At 61.8% G+C, this 21,007-nt stretch carries 24 protein-coding genes and 1 pseudogene; 18 read left to right on the top strand and 7 right to left on the bottom strand.

What is annotated here, in order from left to right; translation table 11 throughout:
- Positions 1-141 precede the first annotated feature (141 nt).
- Positions 142-1,785 (top strand): acetolactate synthase large subunit, encoded by a 1,644-nt coding sequence (locus tag CAG00_RS17150; protein WP_013972567.1) that lies wholly within the window; start codon positions 142-144, stop codon positions 1,783-1,785.
- A 437-nt stretch (positions 1,786-2,222) separates the two neighbouring features.
- On the opposite strand, the gene CAG00_RS17145 is transcribed toward CAG00_RS17150, so the two are convergent.
- The gene (locus CAG00_RS17145) at positions 2,223-3,323 is read right to left on the bottom strand and encodes an NADH:flavin oxidoreductase (RefSeq protein ID WP_085664878.1); all 1,101 of its coding nucleotides are present in this window, start codon (positions 3,321-3,323) and stop codon (positions 2,223-2,225) included.
- Positions 3,324-3,443: 120 nt separating this feature from the next.
- On the opposite strand from CAG00_RS17145, the gene CAG00_RS17140 reads away from it, so the two are divergent.
- Positions 3,444-4,334 carry a LysR family transcriptional regulator gene (locus tag CAG00_RS17140; protein ID WP_085664877.1) on the top strand — a complete coding sequence of 297 codons (891 nt, stop codon included), beginning with the start codon at positions 3,444-3,446 and terminating at the stop codon, positions 4,332-4,334.
- A gap of 66 nt (positions 4,335-4,400) precedes the next feature.
- On the opposite strand, the gene CAG00_RS17135 is transcribed toward CAG00_RS17140, so the two are convergent.
- Complete coding sequence (locus CAG00_RS17135; protein ID WP_085664876.1) at positions 4,401-5,198, bottom strand: SDR family oxidoreductase; 798 nt, start codon at positions 5,196-5,198, stop codon at positions 4,401-4,403.
- Between the two features lie 108 nt (positions 5,199-5,306).
- Between CAG00_RS17135 and CAG00_RS17130 the strand changes: the two genes are divergently transcribed.
- Positions 5,307-6,251, top strand: a complete 945-nt coding sequence (locus CAG00_RS17130) for a GlxA family transcriptional regulator (protein WP_085664875.1) — start codon at positions 5,307-5,309, stop codon at positions 6,249-6,251.
- A gap of 8 nt (positions 6,252-6,259) precedes the next feature.
- Here CAG00_RS17130 and CAG00_RS17125 read toward each other — a convergent pair whose 3' ends face one another.
- Positions 6,260-7,582, bottom strand: coding sequence for an APC family permease (locus CAG00_RS17125; RefSeq protein WP_085664874.1), 1,323 nt, complete (start codon positions 7,580-7,582; stop codon positions 6,260-6,262).
- Positions 7,583-7,681: 99 nt separating this feature from the next.
- Entirely contained in the window at positions 7,682-8,503 is an 822-nt protein-coding gene (locus CAG00_RS17120) for a carbon-nitrogen hydrolase family protein (protein ID WP_085664873.1), read from the bottom strand.
- 162 nt (positions 8,504-8,665) lie between these two features.
- Between CAG00_RS17120 and CAG00_RS17115 the strand changes: the two genes are divergently transcribed.
- The 3 genes from CAG00_RS17115 (at position 8,666) to CAG00_RS17105 (ending at position 10,814) form a co-directional block, all read left to right on the top strand.
- The gene (locus CAG00_RS17115) at positions 8,666-9,454 is read left to right on the top strand and encodes a LuxR C-terminal-related transcriptional regulator (RefSeq protein WP_085664872.1); all 789 of its coding nucleotides are present in this window, start codon (positions 8,666-8,668) and stop codon (positions 9,452-9,454) included.
- Positions 9,455-9,599: 145 nt separating this feature from the next.
- Positions 9,600-10,253 (top strand): dTMP kinase, encoded by a 654-nt coding sequence (locus CAG00_RS17110; protein ID WP_085615806.1) that lies wholly within the window; start codon positions 9,600-9,602, stop codon positions 10,251-10,253.
- Between the two features lie 57 nt (positions 10,254-10,310).
- Positions 10,311-10,814 (top strand): peroxiredoxin, encoded by a 504-nt coding sequence (locus CAG00_RS17105; protein ID WP_085664871.1) that lies wholly within the window; start codon positions 10,311-10,313, stop codon positions 10,812-10,814.
- Positions 10,815-11,048: 234 nt separating this feature from the next.
- Here the strand turns inward: CAG00_RS17105 and CAG00_RS17100 are convergent, their stop codons facing one another.
- Positions 11,049-11,879 carry an oxidoreductase gene (locus tag CAG00_RS17100; RefSeq protein WP_085664870.1) on the bottom strand — a complete coding sequence of 277 codons (831 nt, stop codon included), beginning with the start codon at positions 11,877-11,879 and terminating at the stop codon, positions 11,049-11,051.
- A 127-nt stretch (positions 11,880-12,006) separates the two neighbouring features.
- Here CAG00_RS17100 and CAG00_RS17095 point away from each other — a divergent pair, with 127 nt between their 5' ends.
- On the top strand, positions 12,007-12,897 hold the full coding sequence (locus tag CAG00_RS17095) for a LysR family transcriptional regulator (RefSeq protein ID WP_085664869.1): 891 nt from the start codon (positions 12,007-12,009) through the stop codon (positions 12,895-12,897).
- 100 nt (positions 12,898-12,997) lie between these two features.
- A complete protein-coding gene (locus tag CAG00_RS17090) occupies positions 12,998-13,456 on the top strand; it encodes a MaoC family dehydratase (protein WP_085664868.1) in 459 nt (152 codons plus the stop codon).
- A 21-nt stretch (positions 13,457-13,477) separates the two neighbouring features.
- Here CAG00_RS17090 and CAG00_RS17085 read toward each other — a convergent pair whose 3' ends face one another.
- The gene (locus CAG00_RS17085) at positions 13,478-15,265 is read right to left on the bottom strand and encodes a thiamine pyrophosphate-requiring protein (protein ID WP_085664867.1); all 1,788 of its coding nucleotides are present in this window, start codon (positions 15,263-15,265) and stop codon (positions 13,478-13,480) included.
- Positions 15,266-15,413: 148 nt separating this feature from the next.
- On the opposite strand from CAG00_RS17085, the gene CAG00_RS17080 reads away from it, so the two are divergent.
- The 10 genes and pseudogenes from CAG00_RS17080 to CAG00_RS28845 form a co-directional block, all read left to right on the top strand.
- Complete coding sequence (locus tag CAG00_RS17080) at positions 15,414-15,656, top strand: hypothetical protein (protein ID WP_371915768.1); 243 nt, start codon at positions 15,414-15,416, stop codon at positions 15,654-15,656.
- Between the two features lie 117 nt (positions 15,657-15,773).
- Positions 15,774-15,992 (top strand): hypothetical protein, encoded by a 219-nt coding sequence (locus CAG00_RS17075; RefSeq protein WP_003258752.1) that lies wholly within the window; start codon positions 15,774-15,776, stop codon positions 15,990-15,992.
- Positions 15,993-16,010: 18 nt separating this feature from the next.
- On the top strand, positions 16,011-16,307 hold the full coding sequence (locus tag CAG00_RS17070; RefSeq protein ID WP_085664866.1) for a hypothetical protein: 297 nt from the start codon (positions 16,011-16,013) through the stop codon (positions 16,305-16,307).
- The gene (locus CAG00_RS17065) at positions 16,308-17,021 is read left to right on the top strand and encodes a DUF72 domain-containing protein (protein ID WP_085664865.1); all 714 of its coding nucleotides are present in this window, start codon (positions 16,308-16,310) and stop codon (positions 17,019-17,021) included.
- A gap of 112 nt (positions 17,022-17,133) precedes the next feature.
- Positions 17,134-17,430, top strand: coding sequence for a DUF6555 family protein (locus CAG00_RS17060; RefSeq protein ID WP_025339190.1), 297 nt, complete (start codon positions 17,134-17,136; stop codon positions 17,428-17,430).
- A gap of 107 nt (positions 17,431-17,537) precedes the next feature.
- Positions 17,538-18,062, top strand: a complete 525-nt coding sequence (locus tag CAG00_RS17055; RefSeq protein ID WP_025339189.1) for a hypothetical protein — start codon at positions 17,538-17,540, stop codon at positions 18,060-18,062.
- Positions 18,063-18,302: 240 nt separating this feature from the next.
- On the top strand, positions 18,303-18,890 hold the full coding sequence (locus CAG00_RS17050; protein ID WP_085664864.1) for a hypothetical protein: 588 nt from the start codon (positions 18,303-18,305) through the stop codon (positions 18,888-18,890).
- Positions 18,890-19,318 (top strand): phage holin family protein, encoded by a 429-nt coding sequence (locus CAG00_RS17045; RefSeq protein ID WP_085664863.1) that lies wholly within the window; start codon positions 18,890-18,892, stop codon positions 19,316-19,318. The genes CAG00_RS17050 and CAG00_RS17045 overlap by 1 nt, the downstream gene beginning before the upstream one ends.
- Positions 19,315-20,121 (top strand): DUF3618 domain-containing protein, encoded by an 807-nt coding sequence (locus CAG00_RS17040; protein ID WP_085664862.1) that lies wholly within the window; start codon positions 19,315-19,317, stop codon positions 20,119-20,121. Before CAG00_RS17045 ends, CAG00_RS17040 begins: the two co-directional genes overlap by 4 nt.
- A 102-nt stretch (positions 20,122-20,223) precedes the next feature.
- Positions 20,224-20,373: pseudogene (locus tag CAG00_RS28845) on the top strand (M42 family peptidase); the annotation flags it as partial.
- Between the two features lie 156 nt (positions 20,374-20,529).
- Here CAG00_RS28845 and CAG00_RS17030 read toward each other — a convergent pair.
- Positions 20,530-20,946 carry a low affinity iron permease family protein gene (locus CAG00_RS17030; RefSeq protein ID WP_085664891.1) on the bottom strand — a complete coding sequence of 139 codons (417 nt, stop codon included), beginning with the start codon at positions 20,944-20,946 and terminating at the stop codon, positions 20,530-20,532.
- Positions 20,947-21,007: the final 61 nt, after the last annotated feature.

The raw sequence follows: 21,007 nt of genomic DNA, 5'->3' as shown, positions 1-21,007 counted from the left end.
TGATGCCAAGCATCATAACAATATATTTATTATTATTAACCAGAGGGCCTACGATGCGCGCCACTGAGACATCCTGCAACATCTCAGTCACGCAGCTTAATAAATCTGCAATCCCACAAAGATTTTGAGGTAGTACCCCAAATGGCCAAGGCCGCCGATGTCGTTGTGCAATGCCTGGAAAACGAAGGTGTCGAGTATGTATTCGGCATTCCTGGTGAGGAAAACCTCGACCTGCTCGAATCCCTGCGCAAGTCGAAGATCAAGCTGGTACTTACCCGTCACGAGCAGTCCGCAGGTTTCATGGCTGCCACCTATGGTCGCCTGACCGGCAAGACCGGCGTCAGCCTGTCGACCCTCGGCCCTGGCGCCACCAACCTGGTCACCGCCAGCGCCTACGCCTACCTGGGCGGCATGCCGATGATGATGATCACCGGCCAGAAGCCGATCAAGAAGTCCAAGCAGGGCCGTTTCCAGATCATCGACGTGTGCGGCATGATGGACCCCATCACCAAGTACACCCACCAGTTCGCCTCCGCCGACAACATCCCTTCGCGCATGCGCGAAGCCTTCCGCCTGGCTGAAGAAGAAAAGCCGGGTGCCGTGCACCTGGAGCTGCCGGAAGACATCGCCGCCGAGCAGACCGACGCACTGCCGATCCCGCCAAGCCTGCACCGCCGTCCGCTGGCCGAGCACGTGGCGATCGACGCTGCCGTGCAAAAGCTGCTGAACGCCCGCAATCCGATCCTGGTGATCGGCGCCGGCGCCAACCGCAAGATGACCGCCAAGGTCCTCAAGCAGCTGATCGACAAGACCGGCATCCCGTTCATCACCACCCAGATGGGCAAAGGTGTGGTCGACGAGCGTCACCCGCGCTTCCTGGGCAACGCCGCGCTGTCGTCGGGTGACTTCGTGCACCGCGCCGTCGAAGCCGCCGACCTGATCGTCAACATCGGCCACGACGTGATCGAGAAGCCGCCGTTCTTCATGGTCCGTGGCGGCACCGAGGTCATCCACATCAACTTCCGCTCTGCCGAAGTCGATGCCGTGTACTTCCCACAGGTGGAAGTGATCGGCGACATCGCCAACGCCGTATGGCAGATCAGCGAAGCGCTGAACGACACTTCGCACTGGGACTTCACCCGCCTGATGGCCATCCGTGAAGCCAACGAAGCGCAGATCGCCGAAGGTGCCGACGACAACCGCTTCCCGGTCTACCCGCAGCGCATGGTCGCGGACATCCGTCGCGTGCTGCCGTCCGAAGGCATCGTTGCCCTGGACAACGGCATCTACAAGATCTGGTTCGCCCGCAACTACAAGGCGCACAAGCCGAACACCGTACTGCTTGACAACGCCCTGGCGACCATGGGCGCCGGCCTGCCATCGGCCATGGCCGCGCACCTGGTGCACCCGGACCGCCCGGTGATCTCGGTTTGCGGCGACGGCGGCTTCATGATGAACAGCCAGGAGCTGGAAACTGCAGTACGCCTGGGCATGCACATCACCGTGGTGATCCTGCGTGACGACGGCTACGGCATGATCCGCTGGAAGCAGGCCAACATGGGCTTCACCGATTTCGGCCTGGACTACGGCAACCCGGACTTCGTCAAGTACGCCGAAGCCTACGGTGCCAACGGCCACCGCGTGGAAAGCGCCGAAGGCCTGCTGCCGCTGCTCGAGCACTGCATCAAGACCCCGGGCGTGCACGTGATCGACTGCCCGGTCGATTACAGCGAGAACGACCGCATCCTCAACAGCGAGCTGCGTGAGCGCGCGCTGGCGGTGTAAGGCCTGACAGGTACGGCGCCAGCTGAAGGCTGGCGCCGTACCTGTGGAGGAGCGGCCTTGTGTCGCGATGGGCCGCAAAGCGGCCCCCGGATTTCAGCGTCAACGCAACAATCGCCGGGGCTGCCATGCAGCCCATCGCGACACAAGGCCGCTCCTACAGGGACAGCGACCTGCCTCAGAATCCATCCACAGCATCGTTCAAAGGGCGAGTTCGGTGTCCTTGGCGGTGTAAGGCCTGACAGGATCGGCACCGCCCAAAGCTGGCGCCGATCCTGTGTAGGAGCGGCCTTGTGTCGCGATGGGCCGCAAAGCGGCCCCCCGGATTTCAGCGTCAACGCAACAATCGCCGGGGCTGCCATGCAGCCCATCGCCACACAAGGCCGCCCATACAGGGATAGCGACCTGAATCTTTGAGCCGGTGCCATCCACAGCATCGCTCAAAGGGCGAGTTCGGTGTCCTTGATATTGGCAATCGGGCCGAGAATGGCTGGGTCGAACGGCGCAAGCGCCTGTTGGCTCGCCAGGCGCCGCGGGTAGTCCGGATTTGCCAACGCTGCCTTGCCGAGTGCAACCATATCGGCACCCTCATCCAGAACACTGTCGGCACGCTGCACATCCTGCAAGCCACCATTGGCAATCAGCAGGGCCCCAGGCGCATAACGCCGTGCCAGCTGTACCAGGCTGGCAGCACTGCTGGAAAATGCCGGTTGCCAGGCTTCGTGCTCGGTGACATGGATGAAGTCGACGCCCACATCACGCAGCGAGCCAAAGATGGTTTCCGCGTCCCGCTCGCCCCGCGCCCACTTGTGCCCGAAGTCGTTGACCTTGCCTTGGGAAATACGCACGCCAAGCGGCACATCACCCACCTTGGCGCGAACGGCCTTGACCACCTCGAGCGTCAGTTGCACGCGCCGCTCGGTGCTGCCACCCCAGCGATCGATCCGTTGGTTGCTGTAGTCGGTAAGGAACTGGTCGAGCAGGTAACCGTTGGCACCGTGAATCTCGATACCATCGAAACCGGCGACCTGCATGGCCCGTTTTGCGGCATTGGCGAAACCGGTGATGGCATCGGCAATGTCTTCATCGGTCATGGCTTTGGGCTCTGCATAGCGCCCATCCCCTTGGTAGAACGGCATCTGCTCGCCTTTGGGCCGAACCGCCGAAGGCGCCGCGGTTTCACGCTTGAAACGGTTGCCTTGGCTCAGCGCGCCCGCATGCATCAGTTGCGCAAACACCGCGCCTTGGTGGGCGTGTATCCGTTCGACGACTGGTCGCCAGGTACTTGCCTGCTGCTCATCCGTCATGCCGGGCTGGTACCGGTAGCCCTGCGAGTACTGCTGGTCGGTATACAGGCCTTCGGTGATGACCAGGCCAAAGCCGCCTTTTGCGAAACGTTCGTAGTAGTGGGCCATGGCTGCCGTGGCATCACCGGTTTCGCTCGCGCTGACGCGGGTCATGGGCGCTACCGCCAGGCGATTGGGCAATGCCAGCCCAGCAATATCGATTTGCGTTAAAGTGCGTGTTTTGAAAGCTGTCATTGGATTTCTCTCGGATCAGGGCGCGCACACTATGGCGCCGATGCACTGAGGCTACTGTTGGATGTACGCCTGACCAAGGTAGGCCGCAGAGAAGCCGGTATAACGCCAAAGGATATGATCATGCTCGTTGCCGACCTGCGGGTTTTCCTCGCTGTCGTCGCCGCCGGCACCCTGTCAGCGGCAGGCCGCCAGCTCGATGTGTCGCCCATGCAGGTATCACGCAGGCTTGCGGCACTGGAGGAAGAACTCGGCGTGCGCCTGTTCCATCGAACCACCCGTGCCGTGGCCCTGACGGCAGAGGGTGAGGCGCTGCTGCCGTATGCCAGGACCATGACGGAAGCCGAGGACAGCGCGCTTGGCGAGTTGCGGCCGTCATCAAGCACCGTCAAAGGGCTGTTGCGTATTACAGCGCCCAGTGTTTTCGGCCAGGGCATCGTGGTTGGGCTGCTGCCGCAACTGCTGGCTCGGTACCCGGACCTGCGCATCGACCTGGATGTGTCGGACAAACTGGTGGACCTGGTCGGGCAGGGCCTTGACCTGGCCTTGCGCGTAGCGCCCCTGGCCGACTCGGAACTGGTGGCGCGCAAGATCGCCCCCAACCCGAGGGTGCTGTGCGCAGCGCCCGCTTACCTGCAACAGCACGGCCAGCCGCGCACAATGGCGGACCTGGAACAACATGCCTGCATCATGCTGCAGGCTGTGCCACGCTGGCCGTTCGTGGTCGACGGGGGCCTGCAGCATCGACGCATGCAGGCGCGGGTGAGTACCAGCAGCGTGGAGGCTGTGAGGTCGGCCGCTGTTCAAGGATTGGGCATCGCCATGCTGGCTCATTGGGACGTGTTCCAGCACATCCGTGACGGCCTGCTGGTAGAGATCACGCTGCAGGACGCACAGATGGAGCAGTTGGCCGTCTGGGCGGTGATGCCGACCCGTCGCTACGTACCGGCGCGGGTGAAAGTGTTTCTCGAGGCGCTGGAAGGCGCGCTGGCGCGTCACGGCCGGCCAGCTTGAACCGCCCGCCCGCGAAGAGGAGCACAAATGTATCCCCTGCGCGGGCCTTCGACCAGGCAATCAGTTTCAGCTGGCACTGTAGCGCGGTGCCAGCCGGTTGCTGGAAAGCTCACCGAACAGGGCCTGACGGTTGCTCTCGTAGGTTTCGTAGCGCTGCAGGTCATGCAGGGCAGGGATGGAGATCAGTACCTTGTTGTCGAAGTCCTGTAGGGCGCCTTCGACCAGGTCGTCAACCGACATCACGATACCTGGGTCGAGGTTCTCCACCGGCAAGCCGCCAATCGCCCAGAAGTCGGTGGCCGTGGCACCAGGCAGCACGGCCTGGACCTGGATGCCGTGTGGTGAAAGTTCCTTGTACAGCGACTGGGTGAAGGCGGTGACGTACGCCTTGCTGGCGCCATAAACGCCATTGAGCAGCTCCGGGACCAGGCTGACGACCGACGAGATATTGATCACTGCACCTTGCTGGCGGGCAACGAAGCCTGGCGTTACGGCATAGGTAAGGCGGGTGAGGGCGGTGACGTTGAGGCTGATCATCTCGGCCATGCGTTCGACATCGCTTTCCAGCAGGGGGGTATGGGTGCCGATACCGGCATTGTTCACCAGCAGGGTGATGCTCGCGTCTTCACGCAACTTGCGCTCGACCCGGGCGAGTTCCTCGGGGCTTGCCAGGTCTGCCGGGAAGACTTCGACACTTTGCCGGGTTTCCTGGCTGATGCGGCTGGCCAGCGCATTGAGGCGGTCGCGGTTGCGTGCGACCAGCACGAGGTCATAGCCGAGGCGGGCCAGGCGCTCGGCGTATACCGCGCCGATACCCGAGGAAGCGCCGGTAATGAGAGCGGTGCCTTTGTGCGAGTGAGTCATGATTCAAGCTCCAGTGGTTGGGGACTGGGGCCATGATGCGGTAGATTTTCACTGGCTCAAATGACGTATATGGTAGTGTTTCAGGACACTACCATACGGAGCCCGGTCATGCATCGCATCGGCTATCTGATCACCGAAGGTTTTCAAATCATGGGCCTGGCCACGCAGACGGTGTTCGAGGTCGCCAACCTCGTCGCCGGGGAGGCGTTTTACCGGGTGCAGAACTTCTCGGTAGGTGGCGGCATGGTCCGCTCATCGCTGGGCATGCCCATCGAAACCCTGCCGTTGGCTGCACCAGGCCTGGCTGACACCTGGATGGTCAGCGGTACCCTGACCCCCGAGACGCCCCCCGCCGATGAGGTGCTGGCGTGTGTGCAAGGCTTTGTTGCCAGTGCGCGCAGGACTGCCGGGCTGTGTACCGGCACCTTCGTGCTGGCTCAGGCCGGCGTGCTGGACAATCGCCGGGCCACCACCCACTGGGCCTATGCCAAGGCACTGCGCACCCTGCACCCCAAGGTCGAGGTCGACGATGACCGGATCTTCATCATCGATGGGCCGGTCTGGACATCGGCGGGCATGACCGCGGCCCTCGACATGGCGCTGGCCATGGTGGAGAAAGACCTGGGGGCAGAGCTGGCCAGGTCGGTGGCGCACAAGTTGGTGATGCATCAGCGGCGCTCGGGCGGGCAGTCGCAACATTCCGAACTGCTCGCCCTGGCGCCGAAGTCGGACCGCGTCCAGAGCGCCCTGGAATACGCCCGCCAGCACCTGAGCCGCCCGCTCAGTGTCGAAGAGCTGGCCGGTGTGGTGCACCTGAGCCCCAGGCAGTTCACCCGGGTGTTCACTGCCGAAACCGGGCAGTCCCCGGCCAAGGCCGTGGAGAACCTGCGCCTGGAGGCTGCCCGCCTGATGATCGAGCAAAGCCGGCACAGCCTGGACGTGGTGGCCAGGGAGACAGGCTTCAGAGACCGCCGGCACCTGCGCGAGGTGTTCATCCGCGGGTTTGGGGTGCCGCCGCAGGCGGTGCGCAGGGATGCCAGGCGAGTGGTCTAGAGGGTCGTTCAGGCTTCCTCGAAATGCATCTCCGGTGGCTTGCGCTTGAAACCACGGGTAATCACGGTCAGGTAGAGCACCCCGAGGCAGAGCCAGCCTGCCCCCAGGTAGATCGCCAGGTGATCGAGACTCGCCATCAGCCACAAGGTGGAGGCAAAGCCCACCAGGGGGAATGCGAGGTACATCAGCAGCGCGTTGGCACCACGCTGCTGCATGGCAACCCAGTAGTGGAAGATCACCGCCAGGTTGACCAGGCTGAAGGCGAGAAAGGCACCGAAGTTGATGAACGAGGTGGAGGTCGTCACGTCCATGCGCAAGGCGAGCAGGGCGACCACTCCGCACAGGATGATGCTGGGCACCGGCGTGCTGAAGCGTTCGCTCAGCTTGCCGAAGAATGACCTGGGCAGCACACCGTCACGTCCCATCGCATACAGCAGGCGGGAGGCGCTGGCTTGCGCCGACAGGCCCGAAGTGAACTGGCCGACGATCAGCCCCAGCAGGAAGATGCTGACGAAGATGTCGCCACCGATGTTCTGGGCAATTTCATAAGCCGCCGCGTCGGCGTTGGCAAAGTCGGTGGACGGGTGAGCGAGCTGAACGAAGTAGCTGCAGGCGATGAACAGCCCACCGCCGATCAGGGTGATCAGCAGGATGGCTTTCGGGATGTTCTTGCGTGGTTCCCTGGTTTCTTCGGTCAGGGTGCTGACCGCGTCGAAGCCCAGGAATGAATAGCAGGCAATCGCCGCACCGCTCATGATCAGCGGCAACTGGGTGCCTTCCTTGTAGAACGGCTCGAGTGTCCACAGCGGCACCGTGGGGTCGCCCCAGACATAATGCACCGCGAGTGCAACGAACGCGGCCAGCACCAGCAGCTGAATGAACATCAACAGGCCATTGACGGCCTTGGCCAGCCGCAGGCCGATCACATTGATCGTCGTGGTGATGCCGATGAATGCCAGCACCCAAATGGCTTGCGGCACGCCCGGGAACGCCGAGTGCAGATAGGCCGCGCCAATGAGCCAGATCGCCATGGGCAGGAACAGGTAGTCGAGCAACACCGCCCACCCGGTGATGAAGCCCAGCTGCGGGCTGATCGATTTGCGCACGTAGGTATAGGCGGACCCGGCGACCGGGAAGGCGCGCGCCATGTGGCCGTAGCTCAAGGCGGTAAAGAGCATGGCGATGGCGGCAGCGAGGTAGGCTGCGGGTACCCTCCCTCCCGTGGTCTCGGCCAGGATACCGAATGTGCCCAGGACGATGATGGGGGTCATGTAGGCGATGCCGAAAAGCACCACCGAGCCCAGCGAAAGCGTTCGCTTGAGTGTGGCCATTACTGCTTGCTCCAGCTTGTGATTGTTATTCAGAGTCGAACACGCTGCCGTCCCTGGCGGCCTTGCATTCCAGTAAGAGAGCCTGGAAGGGTGGAATATTCAGGAGGGGATGATCAGTTCGCGAAGGCCGTTGGCGTGCTCGACCTGTTCACCCGGCAGCTGGATGCGGCGCTGGGCGATGTAGGTGTAGTCGCGCCGTGACTGCTGCAGTTGCTCCATGGCCAGCTCGACGGTCATGCGGCACTCGCCACGGCCGGCTTCGCACAGCAACTGGCCGTACGGGTCGACGACGGCACTGCCGCCAGCGAAGACCAGGCCGCCATCACCGTCGCCCACGCGATTGACCATGACCGCGAAGGCCTGGTTTTCCATGGCGCGTGCGGTGATGGCGGTTCTGTGAGTGGGCCCGTACGGGTCCATGTTGCCGTTGGTGACAATGATCAGTTCTGCGCCCAGCTGCCCCAGGGCACGGGCGGTTTCGGGGAATTCGATGTCAAAGCAGATCAGCAGGCCGACACGGATGCCTTTGAACAGGGCTGTCGCAAAACGGTCGCCTGGGGTGAAAACCCCGCAGTCCGATGCCCAAAGGTGGGTCTTGCGGTAGGTGAGCGCTACGCCTTCAGGCGTAACCAGCACGGTGGTGTTGTAGAAACGACCGTCGTCTGCGGCTTCGGCCAGCCCGACGACCACGGCAACGTTTTGCGCTTGTGCGGCCTGTTGGACTGCCGTGATGCTCGGGCCATCCAGTGGCTCGGCGATGCGGCCGATGTTTTCTTCGGTTGGGAAGCCCATCAACTGGGTTTCCGGAAAGACCAGCAGATCGGTATCGGCGCCGCAGTTGCCGATCGCCTCGATGGTGCGCTGCAGGTTGTACGCGGTATCGCCATCGCGACCGGCCAGTTGGACAAGCTCTACCTTCATTTCCAATCCTCGACTAACGGCTTCGACCGCCATGCCCTGGCGGCATGGGGTGTAAAAAACGATCCCGGTACAGGTTCGCTCAGCGTAAGCTAGCCCGGATTATGGGGTGGTCATCATGGCGGGGGGTATTACGCCCACGTGGTAACCCAACAGGGGTAGAGGATGAATTTTACGCTGCACGACATCGCCTGGCACCGATCGGTAGGCCAATTGATCGAAACCCTCGACAAGGACCACTTCTGGACAGCCCTGGTGCGGTTGCTGAACGAGTACGTTGCCTGCGACAGCTGGGTTGCGCTGCTGTTTTCCGCAGGGCGCCCGCAGGTGTTCGCCGAATGCCCCAGTGCAGACGGCAACCCTGATCCGCTGTTCCAGGATTACCTGAACGGCCTGTACCTGCTGGACCCGTTCTACGTGGCCAGCCGAGAGGCTGCGGTGTCCGGCCTGGTGCGCCTGGCGGATGTGGCCCCTGAATGTTTCGAGCAGACAGACTACTACCAGCGCTATTTCCGGCTTAACGTAGTTGCCGATGAAATTCAGTACAACGTGCAGTTGGATGCGCAGCGCACGCTGTGCCTGTCGCTGGGTAGCAAGCGCCGGTTCAGCATCGAACAGGTCACCCTGCTGGAACTGTTGCGGCCGTGGGTAACTGCGCTGATGCGCCAGCGGATGACCTTCGAGCGGGAGTTGCTGGAAGAGGCCACCAAGCCCGCGCCGCACTGGCAAAGCCGCATGGAGGACAGGGTCGAGCAGATGGAGTCGCCGCTGACCGGGCGTGAGCTGGAGGTGGGCAGGCTGATGCTCAGCGGGTGTTCCAGCAAAGAGATCGCGCGCAAGCTTGAAATCTCCGTGGAGACAGTGAAAGTGCACCGCAAGCATATGTACAGCAAGCTGGGTATCAAATCGCAGTCGGAGCTGTTTTCGCTGTTTCTTCAGGCCCAGCTGGGTTGATTCCGGCCAACTGCATACCCCGCGAACACCGGCTTGGCCGGTGCCATCCACCGCGTCGCCTGCTTCGCGGGCATGCCCGCTCCCACAAGGACCGCGCTGGCACCCAGGCCTGCGCTGCATCTTCAGATTCGACTGGTAATCAGAAATGACCCGCCCGCTGTTTGTTTCCATCGATGGGCCCAAGGGCACTGGCAAGACCACGCTTCTGGAGGCGGTTACCAAGGCCCTGAGGGCTGACAACAAGAAAGTGATCCGGCTTTGCGAGAAAAAAAGCGATCCCTACCGGGGAGAAACCATGGCCCTCGTCAACCAACTGGTCAGAAACCCCTCCCGGGACCTGGAATTGAGGGTATGCGAGCGCTTCGCCGAAAGCCGTGCCTGGATTTCCCGGCATGTGCTGCCCAGGCAGCCAGTAGACAGCATCATCCTGATCGATCGCTGGTACCCGTCTGATGCCGCATTTCGCCGTAGCGTGGCGTTCGACGAGATCCTGCGCCTGAACCTCGAGCGAAATGTGCAAGTGCCCGATTTGCATGTCGGCGTTGTCACGGCCCCTGATACTTCATGGGCAAGGGCCGCGGCACGAACGCGTGGGTTGGGCAGTACGGTGATCCATAGCCTGGACGAGCAGGTTGCCTGTACCGAGGCGTTCGAACGTGCGGTAGCGGAACACGGCTGGGTACTGTGCCGTAATGAAGGGGCCATCGAGGATGCAACGCTGCAGGTAGTGGCTGAGATCGATGGCGTGCTTCAGTGTGTTGATCGGGCTGGGGGCTGGCCTGTTCGCGGTGGTAGCTGACGTACCCCGGTGGATGCTGCATCATGCCTGGCCATTTACCGCCCCAGGGAGACAGCGATGATCAAGACCGGCGATACACTGCCCGACGTAACGCTTTACCAGTACAGCAACGGCGAGGGCGGTTGTGCGATCGGCCCGAACGCGTTTTCCCTGCACGAGCGCTGCAAGCAGAAAAAAGTGGTGATCTTCGGCTTGCCTGGTGCCTTCACGCCAACCTGTTCGGAACGGCATGTTCCGGGTTACGTGGCTGCGGCCCAGGATCTGTTCGCTACCGGGGTTGCCGAAATTCTCTGTGTTTCGGTCAATGATGCATTCGTCATGAATACCTGGGGCGCGAGCCTGCAGGTGGGCGAGGCGGTCAGGATGATTGGCGATGGCAACGGTGAGTTCAGCGAGGCGCTGGGCCTGATTCAGGACCTCTCGGCACGCGGCATGGGCCGGCGTTCGCAACGCTATGCCATGTTGGTCGACAACCTGGTGGTCCGGCACATCGCGGTCGAAGCACCCGGCAAGTTCGAGTGCAGCGACGCCGCGAGCATGTTGGCTGTTTGTAAGCCCTGAAGGCATACACAGGTCCTGTGGGAGATTGCCCAGCCCTTTGGGCCGCGCTGTCGCACAGATAACGGAGTTCGCAAGCGATCCTCGTACCCTGTGGGAGCGGCTTTAGCCGCGAAGAATCCAACGCGGTGCATGGCACCGGCTGCGCCGGTGTTCGCGGCTAAAGCCGCTCCCACAGGGTCCCTGCTAATTCAATGAGTTATGTGCAGTTCTATGGGAGCGCATGCGGTGTAACGGCTACGCGGCAAAGTCGGTAGAGAGCGACAGGTCCCGCCACTGGGCCAGTTCTTGCTCGACCGCGCTGTTCTTGGCCTCGATGCGCGCGACGGCGTCGCTGCCCAGCGCCAGGCGCAGTGGCAGGTTCGCTGCATTGGCCAGGACCAGCAGGGCTTCGGCCAGCTTCGCCGGGTTGCCGGGCTGGGCATGGTTGGCTGCCTCGGCGTAGTGGCGCATGACGCCGACGGTGGCTGCGTAGTCAGGCAGCTCCAGCGCCGTCTTCACCAGCGATTGGTCATCCAGGAAGTCGGTACGGAAGAAGCCCGGCTCGACCACGGTTACCTTGATCCCCAAGGGGGCCAGCTCCTGATGCATCGCTTCGCTGATGCCTTCGACCGCGAACTTGGTCGAACCGTACACCCCCCAGCCCATGTAGGCCTGGTAGCCGCCGAGCGACGAGATGTTGATCACGTGGCCGCTGCGTTGGCGACGCATGTGGGGCAGTACGGCGCGGGTTACGTTGAGCAGCCCGAAAACGTTGGTGGCGAACAGCCGTTCGGTTTCGCTGGCGCTGGTTTCTTCTACCGCGCCGAGCACGCCAAAACCGGCATTGTTGACCAGCACGTCGATTTGCCCGAAATGCTTGATGCCAGCAGCGACCGCCGCATGGGCGTCCTCTTCGCGGGTCACATCCAGCCGCACGGCCAGCAGGTTCGGGTGCTGGCCAAGGCGAGCCTCGATGTCTTCCGGGTTACGCGCCGTTGCGATGACGGCGTCACCCGCTGCCAGGGCCTGTTGGGCGATCAGGGTGCCGAAACCGCGGGAAGCGCCAGTAATGAGCCAGGTACGCATGTCAACTCCTCCTGTATCCGACCCTGCACCATGCGGGCCTTCTCGATGAGTTGAGCGAACTTTAAAATCTGCGGATTGATGTGATAATCCCATGAATATTACATAGGCCTTTGAGTAGCTTTCAGCAATGAAGCCAACCAGCACCGCCGACCTGTCCCTGTTCCTGTGCATTGCCCGCCACCTGAACTTCAGCCGCGCGGCGGTCGAGCTGGGCCTTACGCCCTCGGCCCTCAGCCATGCGCTGCGGGCCCTGGAAACCCGTCTTGATGTTCGCCTGTTCAACCGCACCACGCGCAGTGTGGCGCTTACCGAGGCCGGGGAGCGTCTATACCAGAGGCTGCAACCGGCCTTTCGGGACATCGCCGACGCGCTGGAGGACCTCAACAACTTCCGCGACAAACCGTCAGGCAACCTGCGCATCACCGCCGGGCGCGCCGCAGTAGAGCTCGCGCTACTGCCACTGGCCAATCGCTTTCTGCTGGCGTATCCGGATATACGCCTGGAAATCGTCAGTGACGATGCGCTGGTGGACATGGTGGGCACCGGCTTTGACGCCGGCGTGCGCCTGGGGGAGCGACTCCAGGCGGACATGGTTTCGCTGCCCATCGGCCCTTACCTTCGTTCGGTGGTGGTAGCGGCGCCCGCGTTCTTCGATCGATATCCTGTTCCACAGCACCCGCAAGACTTGAAGCAGCTACCTTGCATCGGGCACCGCTTCCCAGGTGGCGCACTTTATCGATGGGAATTCGAGCGCGGGGGCGTGCAACTGGAGGTCGATGTCCAGGGGCCCTTGGTATTGGGTGACGTCAGCCTGATGCTGGCGCCTGCCTTGCAAGGGCTCGACCTGGCCTATGTGTTCGAAGACATGGCCAAGGAGCACCTGGAGCGTGGCCATCTGCAGCAGGTGCTGGGGGACTGGTGTCACTACTACCCGGGGCTGTATCTGTACTACCCGAGCCGCCGCCAGGTGCCTGCGGCGTTGCGGGCCTTTATCGAGTTCGTACGGGAGCAGCGCTAGCGTGAGCGTGGCTTCTGGAGGCAGGTAAGGAAGGGCTAAACTGGCGCCAGTTCCAGACGTTCGCTTTGCCGTCGCTGCCCGCATACCTCGGAGGTAACTCATGGCTTCTGCACCTGAAAGGCTCTTTTTCGAGGACTTGCAAGTAGGTGAGTCCTTCATGAGCGGCTCGTATGAAATGACCCAGGAACGGATCCTGAGCTTCGCCTCGGAGTTCGACCCCCAGCCATTCCATACGGACCCCGATGCTGCCCAAAAAACCTTTTTTGCTGGGCTGGCTGCTAGCGGCTGGCATACATCCGCAGTCACGATGCGGTTATTGGTAGAGAGTGTTCCTGTGGCCGGAGGGCTCATCGGGGCCGGCAGCGAAATCACCTGGCCAAGGGCCGTGCGACCAGGTGACCTGCTGCGAGTGACCACAACCATAAGGGAGCTTGCCGCGTCGAAGTCTAAGCCTGACCGGGGCTTCGCTGTCCTTGAAAGCACCACGCTCAATCAGGACGATGCCGTATGCCAAACCACTGTTTCAAAGGTATTGGTGTTTCGCCGGGCAGATGTGTAAGGCCCCGCTGCCGCGCACATCTCATCTCTTGCCCGGTAATACCGAACCGAGAACTTGCCTGGCCGTCTGCACGATGACCCCAGCCTGGTCCGGGTCGCCCTTGAGCAGGCTGCTGGCGAACTTCTTCGCCTGTTCAAGCTTGATGTGCGGCGGCAAGGGAGGTACGTCCGGATCGGTCTTGAACTCGATCAACACCGGTCGGTCAGCCGCCAGGGCTCGCTCCCAGGCGTCGGCAATGTCTTCTTCGCGTTCCACATAGATGCCTTGCAAACCGATGGAGATGGCGAACAGATGGTAGGGCACATCAGGAATCGTCTGTGAGGCCTCGAACTTGGGGTCGCCCTCCATTACCCGTTGCTCCCAGGTCACCTGGTTGAGGTCTTCGTTGTTGAACACCGCGCAGATCCACTGGGGGTTTTCCCACAGGCGCCAGTACTTGGCGACGGTGATCAGCTCGGCCAGGTTGTTCATCTGCATCGCCCCGTCACCCACCAATGCCACCACGCTGCGCCGCGGATGGGCGAACTTGGCGGCGATGGCATAGGGTACCGCCGCACCCATGCTGGCCAGGCCACCGGACAACGAACACTGCATGCCCTGGCGTATCTGCAGGTCGCGGGCAAACCAGTTGGCGCAGGACCCGGAGTCGCTGGTGACGATGGCGTGGTCGGGCAGGCGAGGGGAGAGTTCGTGCACCACGCGCTGGGGGTTGATCGGGTCGGCCTTGACCAAGGCGCGTTTCTGCAGGGTCTTGTCCCAGTCTGCGCGCCAGCCTTCGACCTTGTCGCGCCAACGGCGCTCGGTCTTGTGTTCGAGCAATGGCAGCAGTGCCCGCAGCGTTTCGCTGGCGTCGCCGACCAGGTTGACCTCCATGGGGTAGCGCAGGCTGAGCATGTCTGGCTGCAAATCGATCTGCACGCCACGGGCCTGGCCTTCCTCAGGCAGGAACTCGGCGTAGGGGAAGCCGGAACCGATCATCATCAAGGTGTCGCATTCGCTCATCAACCGATAACTCGGTTCGGTACCTAGCAGCCCGATGGCGCCGGTGACCCAGGGCAGGTCGTCTGGCACTACGGCCTTGCCCAGCAGCGCCTTGGCCACGCCTGCACCAAGCGTTTCAGCTACCGCGATCACCTGTTCGGTGGCTTGCAGTGCACCGGCTCCGACCAGGATCGCCACTTTTCGTCCAGCGTTGAGTACCTCGGCGGCACGTTGCAGGTCCTGCTCGAAAGGCACCACCTTGGGCCTGCTGTAGCCGATGCCGGAATGCACCGTGCCATGGGCTTTCGGTGGTTCGTGGTAGGGCAGGTCCTGCAGGTCGTTGGGCAGGATGATGGCGGTGACCCGGCGTTCGCCGACTGCGGTACGTACAGCGCGATCGAGCAAGTGGCGCACCTGTTCCGGGGTCGAAGCCTGCTGGACGAAGGCACCTGCGACGTCCTTGAACATCGACAGCAGGTCCAGCTCCTGCTGGTAATGCCCGCCAAGCGCTGCTCGCGCCTGCTGACCGACGATGGCCAGCACCGGCTGGTGATCCATGCGCGCGTCATACAGGCCGGTAAGCAGATGTGAAGCGCCGGGGCCGGAGGTGGCGATGCACACGCCCAATTCGCCGGTGAACTTGGCATGGGCGCTGGCCATGAAGGCTGCCATTTCCTCGTGGCGTGCCTGGATGAACTGGATCTTGCCCTCGGCCCGGCTCAACGCCCCGAATACCCCGTTGATGCCGTCGCCGGGGTAACCGAAGATGCGCCGCACCCCCCATTGATACAAGCGCTCCACCAGAAAGTCGCCTACCGTGCTGGTCATTGTCTTCTCCCGTCCTGTGACCGATAGGGGTCTGGACTTGGCTCGGATCGGGAAAGTTTCAAGCGTGTGCGCACTGGTCTACCGACTGGAACCTTGCATGAGCCATCGGGTTCGCAAGTGAACGGACAACAGGATCAGGATGCTCGACATGAATGCGACAGACACTGCGGATGCCACCGTGCAGACCTTGCATTTCAAGGACGACGGTGCAACGCCGAACAGCCGTTTCCCGGTATTGCTGTACCGCTTGCAACTCAACCCGTCGCAAGACTGCGCCAGTGCCTTCGAGGCGCTGTTCAAGAAAGCGCAGCGCACCAGCAGGCGCTGGCGCGAATCGCTTCCGTGCCCGACCCCGCACAAGACCCGTTCAACGGCACGCGTGGCGCCCTGATGACGGCCTGGCGCTGAGTTTCTGAGCCGGTCGTCGTCGCTGCTGAACGGCTGCACTCAAGCCAGGATCAATCGAGCTGAGTCGCCCGATTTCACTCAGCCAGCAGGAGTTACAGCGATGGCCAAGTACCTGTACCTGATCAGCTACATCCTCGACAACCAACCCGGCACCTGCGAGTTGCGCAGCGACCAGGAGGACCTGAGCCGCGAAGCGGCGCGCGATTACCTGCAAGGCATGCACCGCAACGAAGCGTCATCTTTCACTGACGTGCAGGTGCAGCGTCTGGAGCACGACCATGAGCCAGGCACTTCGCCGGGGCATTATCAGCAGCCATGAAAAGGTGAGGGCTGGCAGATGAAACGAAGAGGTGAAACCTACAGACGGTGGTGCGACCCGATCCTGCACCATCAAACCCATGAGGAAACGCTCGGCACCGGCACCTGCCTGGAAGTGCAGACGCGCTTGTCACGCACAGGCGCCACGCAGTTGTTCATCGGTGTCTATCGCACCGACGGTTCCGTGCTGTGCGAACGGATCTACGACCAGCGCGCAGGGGAAACCATGAGGCGGGCGCTGCTGTGGGGTGTGGGGTATGCCCGGCGCGTCGCGGCTGAGGGCGAGGCGTTGCGTGGCGAACCAGCAGGTAGTTGAATGATTTATCTGGGTTGCGCTGGCTGGAGCCTGCCGAGCCGTTACGCCGAGGCATTTGCGCAGCCCGGCAGCCACCTGCAACGCTACGCCAGCCGCTTCAATGCGGTGGAAATCAACAGTTCCTTCTACCGACCCCATCGCCCCGAAACCTACGCCCGTTGGGCTGCGTCCGTGCCTGAGCATTTCCGCTTTGCGGTGAAGGTGCCCAAGGCCATCAGCCATGAGCAGCGGCTCTGCGGGTGTGAGGACGCGCTGGACAGGTTTCTTGCTCAATGCGGGCAGTTGGGCGACCGCCTGGGTTGCCTGCTGGTACAACTGCCGCCATCGCTTGGCCATGACCCCGAGCATGCGCGACGTTTCTTCGAAAGCCTGCGGCAACGGTATGACGGGCCGGTAGCGCTGGAGCCCAGGCACGCCAGCTGGCAATCGGCGCAGCCGATGCTGGTCGATTTGCGCATCGCCCAGGTTGCCGCAAGCCCGTCGCGTTTCGTTACCGATGCGCAACCGGGTGGTTGGCCAGGGCTGGTCTACTGGCGCCTGCATGGCGAACCGAAGATCTACCACAGCGAGTATCCCGACGAATATCTGCAGCGTCTGGCTGAACGCTTGCAGCACAGCCTTGCCGCCGGAGTGCCCACCTGGTGCATTTTCGACAACACCGCCTCCGGTGCTGCGATAGCCGATGCACTGGCTTTGGAGCGGCATTTGCGCTGAGGACGTGATGGAAACATGGCGATGGAAAAGAGCGATGACCAACCAGTCAAAATTAATGAATCTTTTTACACGTTGCTCGCTCCATTAGTCTGAATTGGTGAAGGAGAGTGCAATGGCTGGACAGCAGTTGTATGTGATCGAGTACGAGCTTCATGGGGAATTTCGCACCTTCATCATCCGGCTCGAGCGTATGGACAACGCCGAAGCCTGGCACTGGGCAAGTTGCGATGCCGGCGTGGGTATCATCCCGCGGTTCGGCCAGCACAAGATCAAGAAGGTCAGCCGGCCGATGGCTGAGCGCTACGGCATCAACAATGTGCGCTGGCGGGTATCGGGCGACGGGCCGGAGTTCGTCGCACCGACCATTGATGTAAAGAAATTCTCCAATAGCGGTACCGGCGGTACCTGAAGCTTGTTGTGACCAGGACCTGCCTGAAATCTTCAGGCAGGCCTTCACTCATGGGTTCGCTTCTCAAGTTTCGAGGCACCATCATTCTCACTTTCAGGAGCCAGTACGTGCCGCGAATCATCACTCCAGGCACCCCTGAACACGAGATCAGCGAGCGGAACGCCCGCATGTTCGGTTCGCCAAAAGAGCGCCTTGATTTCTACCGCCGTGAAATCCAGTACGAGACCAGCATCCTCGCCAACCGCACTGACGCCTATCTTGCCGCGCAGTCGTTTCTGGTGATCGCCTTCGTATCGTCGATGGGTAACCTCAATCAGAGCTGGGGCGAGATGTTCACGCTGGTGGTTCCGCCGTTTCTCGCATTGCTGGGCGTGTTGAGTTCACTCAATGCCTGGCCGGGCATTCGCGCGGCCTACAAGATCATCGAGCACTGGCAATTGAAACAGAGCCACCTTCTGCGCAGCGAGCCACTGATGGGTCTGGCATATGACGAATCGCCACTGTTCAGCGAGGCGGAAACCTCCCTGGCCGGGCACCGCAAGTCGTTGTTGTTTTCGCTGCGTACACCTTGGATATTCCTGGTCTTCTGGATGATTCTCGGTATTTACGCGGTATTCATCCAGCTGGCCTGAGCAGCGCGGCTGCCCCCGAGACAACGCGGTGCTCCAATCGTTGTCGACTTTGATTACCGCCACCTTCAAAGCCTTTGCTCCGGTACCAACAACCAGGTTTGATTGCGCCATTTTCTCTGGGCCTCCAAGCAAATGTCATAGATCACAAACGCTGAACTCCTGCCGCCTCACCTGCGTCCCTCGAATGAATGCCCCATTAAAGACGGCATCCACCCAACTATCCGCTTCGAGGGCGAAACGATGGACAAGACCAATCAAAGCTCGACCTCTCCACCCGGCAGCACCCAGGAACATGCCTTGATCGATGACGCCGGTGCGCTGCTTGGCGAGGCCAGGCACAAAGGCAGCGAGCAGTTCGAACACTACCGCGATAACGCAGCCGATCAGCTTGATTCGCTCGAGGAAGGGGCGCGTTCGGCTGCTGCTGCGCTGCAAGGCAACGACAGTCTCGGACTGTCGCAGTACTTGAACCAGGCAGCAGAGTGCGTGGGTGAGTTTGCCGAGCAGGTACGCCATGAAAGTGCCGAAAGCCTGCTGCAGCGTGGTGCTCAGTTGGCCAGGAGCAACCCGGCGCTCTTCCTGGCCGGTAGCGTCGCCATCGGGTTTGCCGTGTCGCGTTTCATGCGAGCCAGCACCAGCCATGAGTCCACCACCCCTGCGTCGTCCGATGATTGGGAACAGTCCCGCCACGCGCAGTCAGTGCCTGATCGTGGTAGCGACGTATCTACCCGTGAACCTTTCACCCCCGTCGACCCAGTCGGCCCTGGTGCAGGCACGCCGGTCAGTGGCAGCCCGTTCGAGCGCGATCCACTCAAAGGAGGTGAATGATGAACAAAGACCCCTTGCATACCACCCCAGGCCTGCACACGGTGGAAGACGACGCCGTCGGTGTTGGCGGTTTGTTGCGCCAACTGATGCGGGAAGTACCGGACCTGTTCACCAAAGAGCTGGCCCTGGCCAAGGCAGAGCTGCAGCAGAACCTCGCCACCCTGAAGGCCGGCACGGCTGCGGTGGCGGCGGGAGCGATCGTTATGCTGGCGGGCTTCGTCATCCTGTTGCTGGCGGCAGTCTACGCCCTGGCGATGGTGGTCGAGCCTTGGCTGGCAGCCTTGATCGTGGGCGCGGTCACCTTGGTGATCGGGTTCATCATGTTGCAGTCGGGCAAGAAACAGTTCGAACCCACGCACCTGGCCCCTGACCGCACCTTGCATGCCATGCAGCAGGACAAGGACACGCTGAAGAGGAAACTGCCATGACCACTTCCTTCGAACATGAAGCGCACAAAGACCCTGACTTGCTCGAGCAGGAAATCAACGCCAAGCGCGAGCACATCAGCGATCTGGTGGACGCCCTCGAACAGCGCCTGAGCCCGGGCCAGATGGTCGACCGAGTCCTGGCCTATGCCAAAGGCAATGGCGGCGAGTTCTTCCAGAACCTGGGCACCACCCTCAAGAACAACCCCGTACCCGCTACCCTGACGGTACTGGGCCTGGCCTGGCTGGGCCTGAACCAGAACCGCCCCTTCAACCCCGGGCCTGCGCACCAGGGCCCGGGGTTGGGCGAAAAGCTCGGTGACGCGGTGGACACGGTGAAGGGCGCTTTCGCGCAGGCGGGGGAGGCAGTGCACGACGCCAGCCAGAAGGTGCGCATGAAAGCCCATGACATGCGCGATCGGGCCAGCGAACTCGGCAGCGGCGCCCGCGACTCCGTGGGGGCTTCCGCAGATACCCTGCGCCATTCGGCACACAAGGCCGCAGACCAGGCCACGGCTCTGAAAGGCCAGTTCGATCATCTGCTTCAGGAGCAACCGCTGGTATTGGCCGCTTTGGGGATAGCACTGGGTGCGGCATTGGGGGCGGCGCTACCCAGTACCCGCAAGGAAGACCAGCTGATGGGCGCCAGCAGCGATCGCTTGACCGACACACTCAAGGCCAAGGGTCGCGAGGTGAAGGCGTCGGTCGAAGAGTCGCTCGATCAGGCAAGTGGTAAAGCGTCGACACAGGCAGAGCGCAGGCCTGGAGACTCCGACCTTTCCTCAGGGTTGGGCTTCAATTCCTGATCCTGCGGCATCTTCGTCGTCGGCCCAACTGCCCCGGCAGAGGGCCGGCGGCTATCTGTGTGCCGGACAATTGCTTGCAGCTTGAATCAGGGAGGCTCTGCTTTGAAGATCGACGCGTTGTTGACCGAACTCCTCAATGCCCGTGGCCCCGGAGGGCAAGAGGATGAGGTGCGGGCTATTTGCCTTCGAGAGCTCGGCAGTTATTGCGATGACACGCACACCGATGCCGCCGGCAACGTGGTGGGGGGCATTCGCGCCGGGCTTGCCTGTATCGCGATCCCTACAGAGAATACCCATGGTTTTGAGATGGTGCTCCTGGACGGCATTTCAGCCTGTGCTGAAAACTTGGCTGAATTTCTGCTGGGCTGCCAGGACGAACAGCACGCAACGAACGACCATAATTGACCTCTAGCGCTGCAGGTTGTCCCGAGCGGCATCGTCTGCCTGCTGTTCGTGAGGCGACTGTGGGGCCGTTTCGCAGTTTCGGCCCATCGCCTGATACTCCTTGCGAAGTTGATGGATCTCTCGGTTGTCGAGTGATTCGAGACCTAGTACCGATTGCTCTGCGGACTTTGTAGCGCGGATCAGTTCGTCGAGCTTCACGTGGATGATGTCGTTGTCACGGTTCTGGGTGTTCTGAATCAGAAAGACCATCAGGAAAGTGATGATGGTCGTCGATGTGTTGACGATCAGTTGCCAGGTGTCGTTGTAGTGAAACCAGGGCCCGGAGGCAGCCCACAGGGTGATGAGCACCACGGCGATGAGGAAGGTACTGGGTTTACCAGCGTGCTTGGCGAGCCATTGGCAGAAAAGCGCGAATTTCATGGTGTTATCTCCACTGCTATCTACGATTCTGACCGCAGCGGTGCGCTGAAATCTTTTTTGC

The organism is Pseudomonas sp. B5(2017), assembly GCF_002112825.1.
Taxonomy (GTDB): Bacteria; Pseudomonadota; Gammaproteobacteria; order Pseudomonadales; family Pseudomonadaceae; genus Aquipseudomonas; species Aquipseudomonas putida_Z.
The sequence above is the reverse complement of the archived record's forward strand: the minus strand, read 5'-3'. Positions and strand labels throughout refer to the sequence as shown.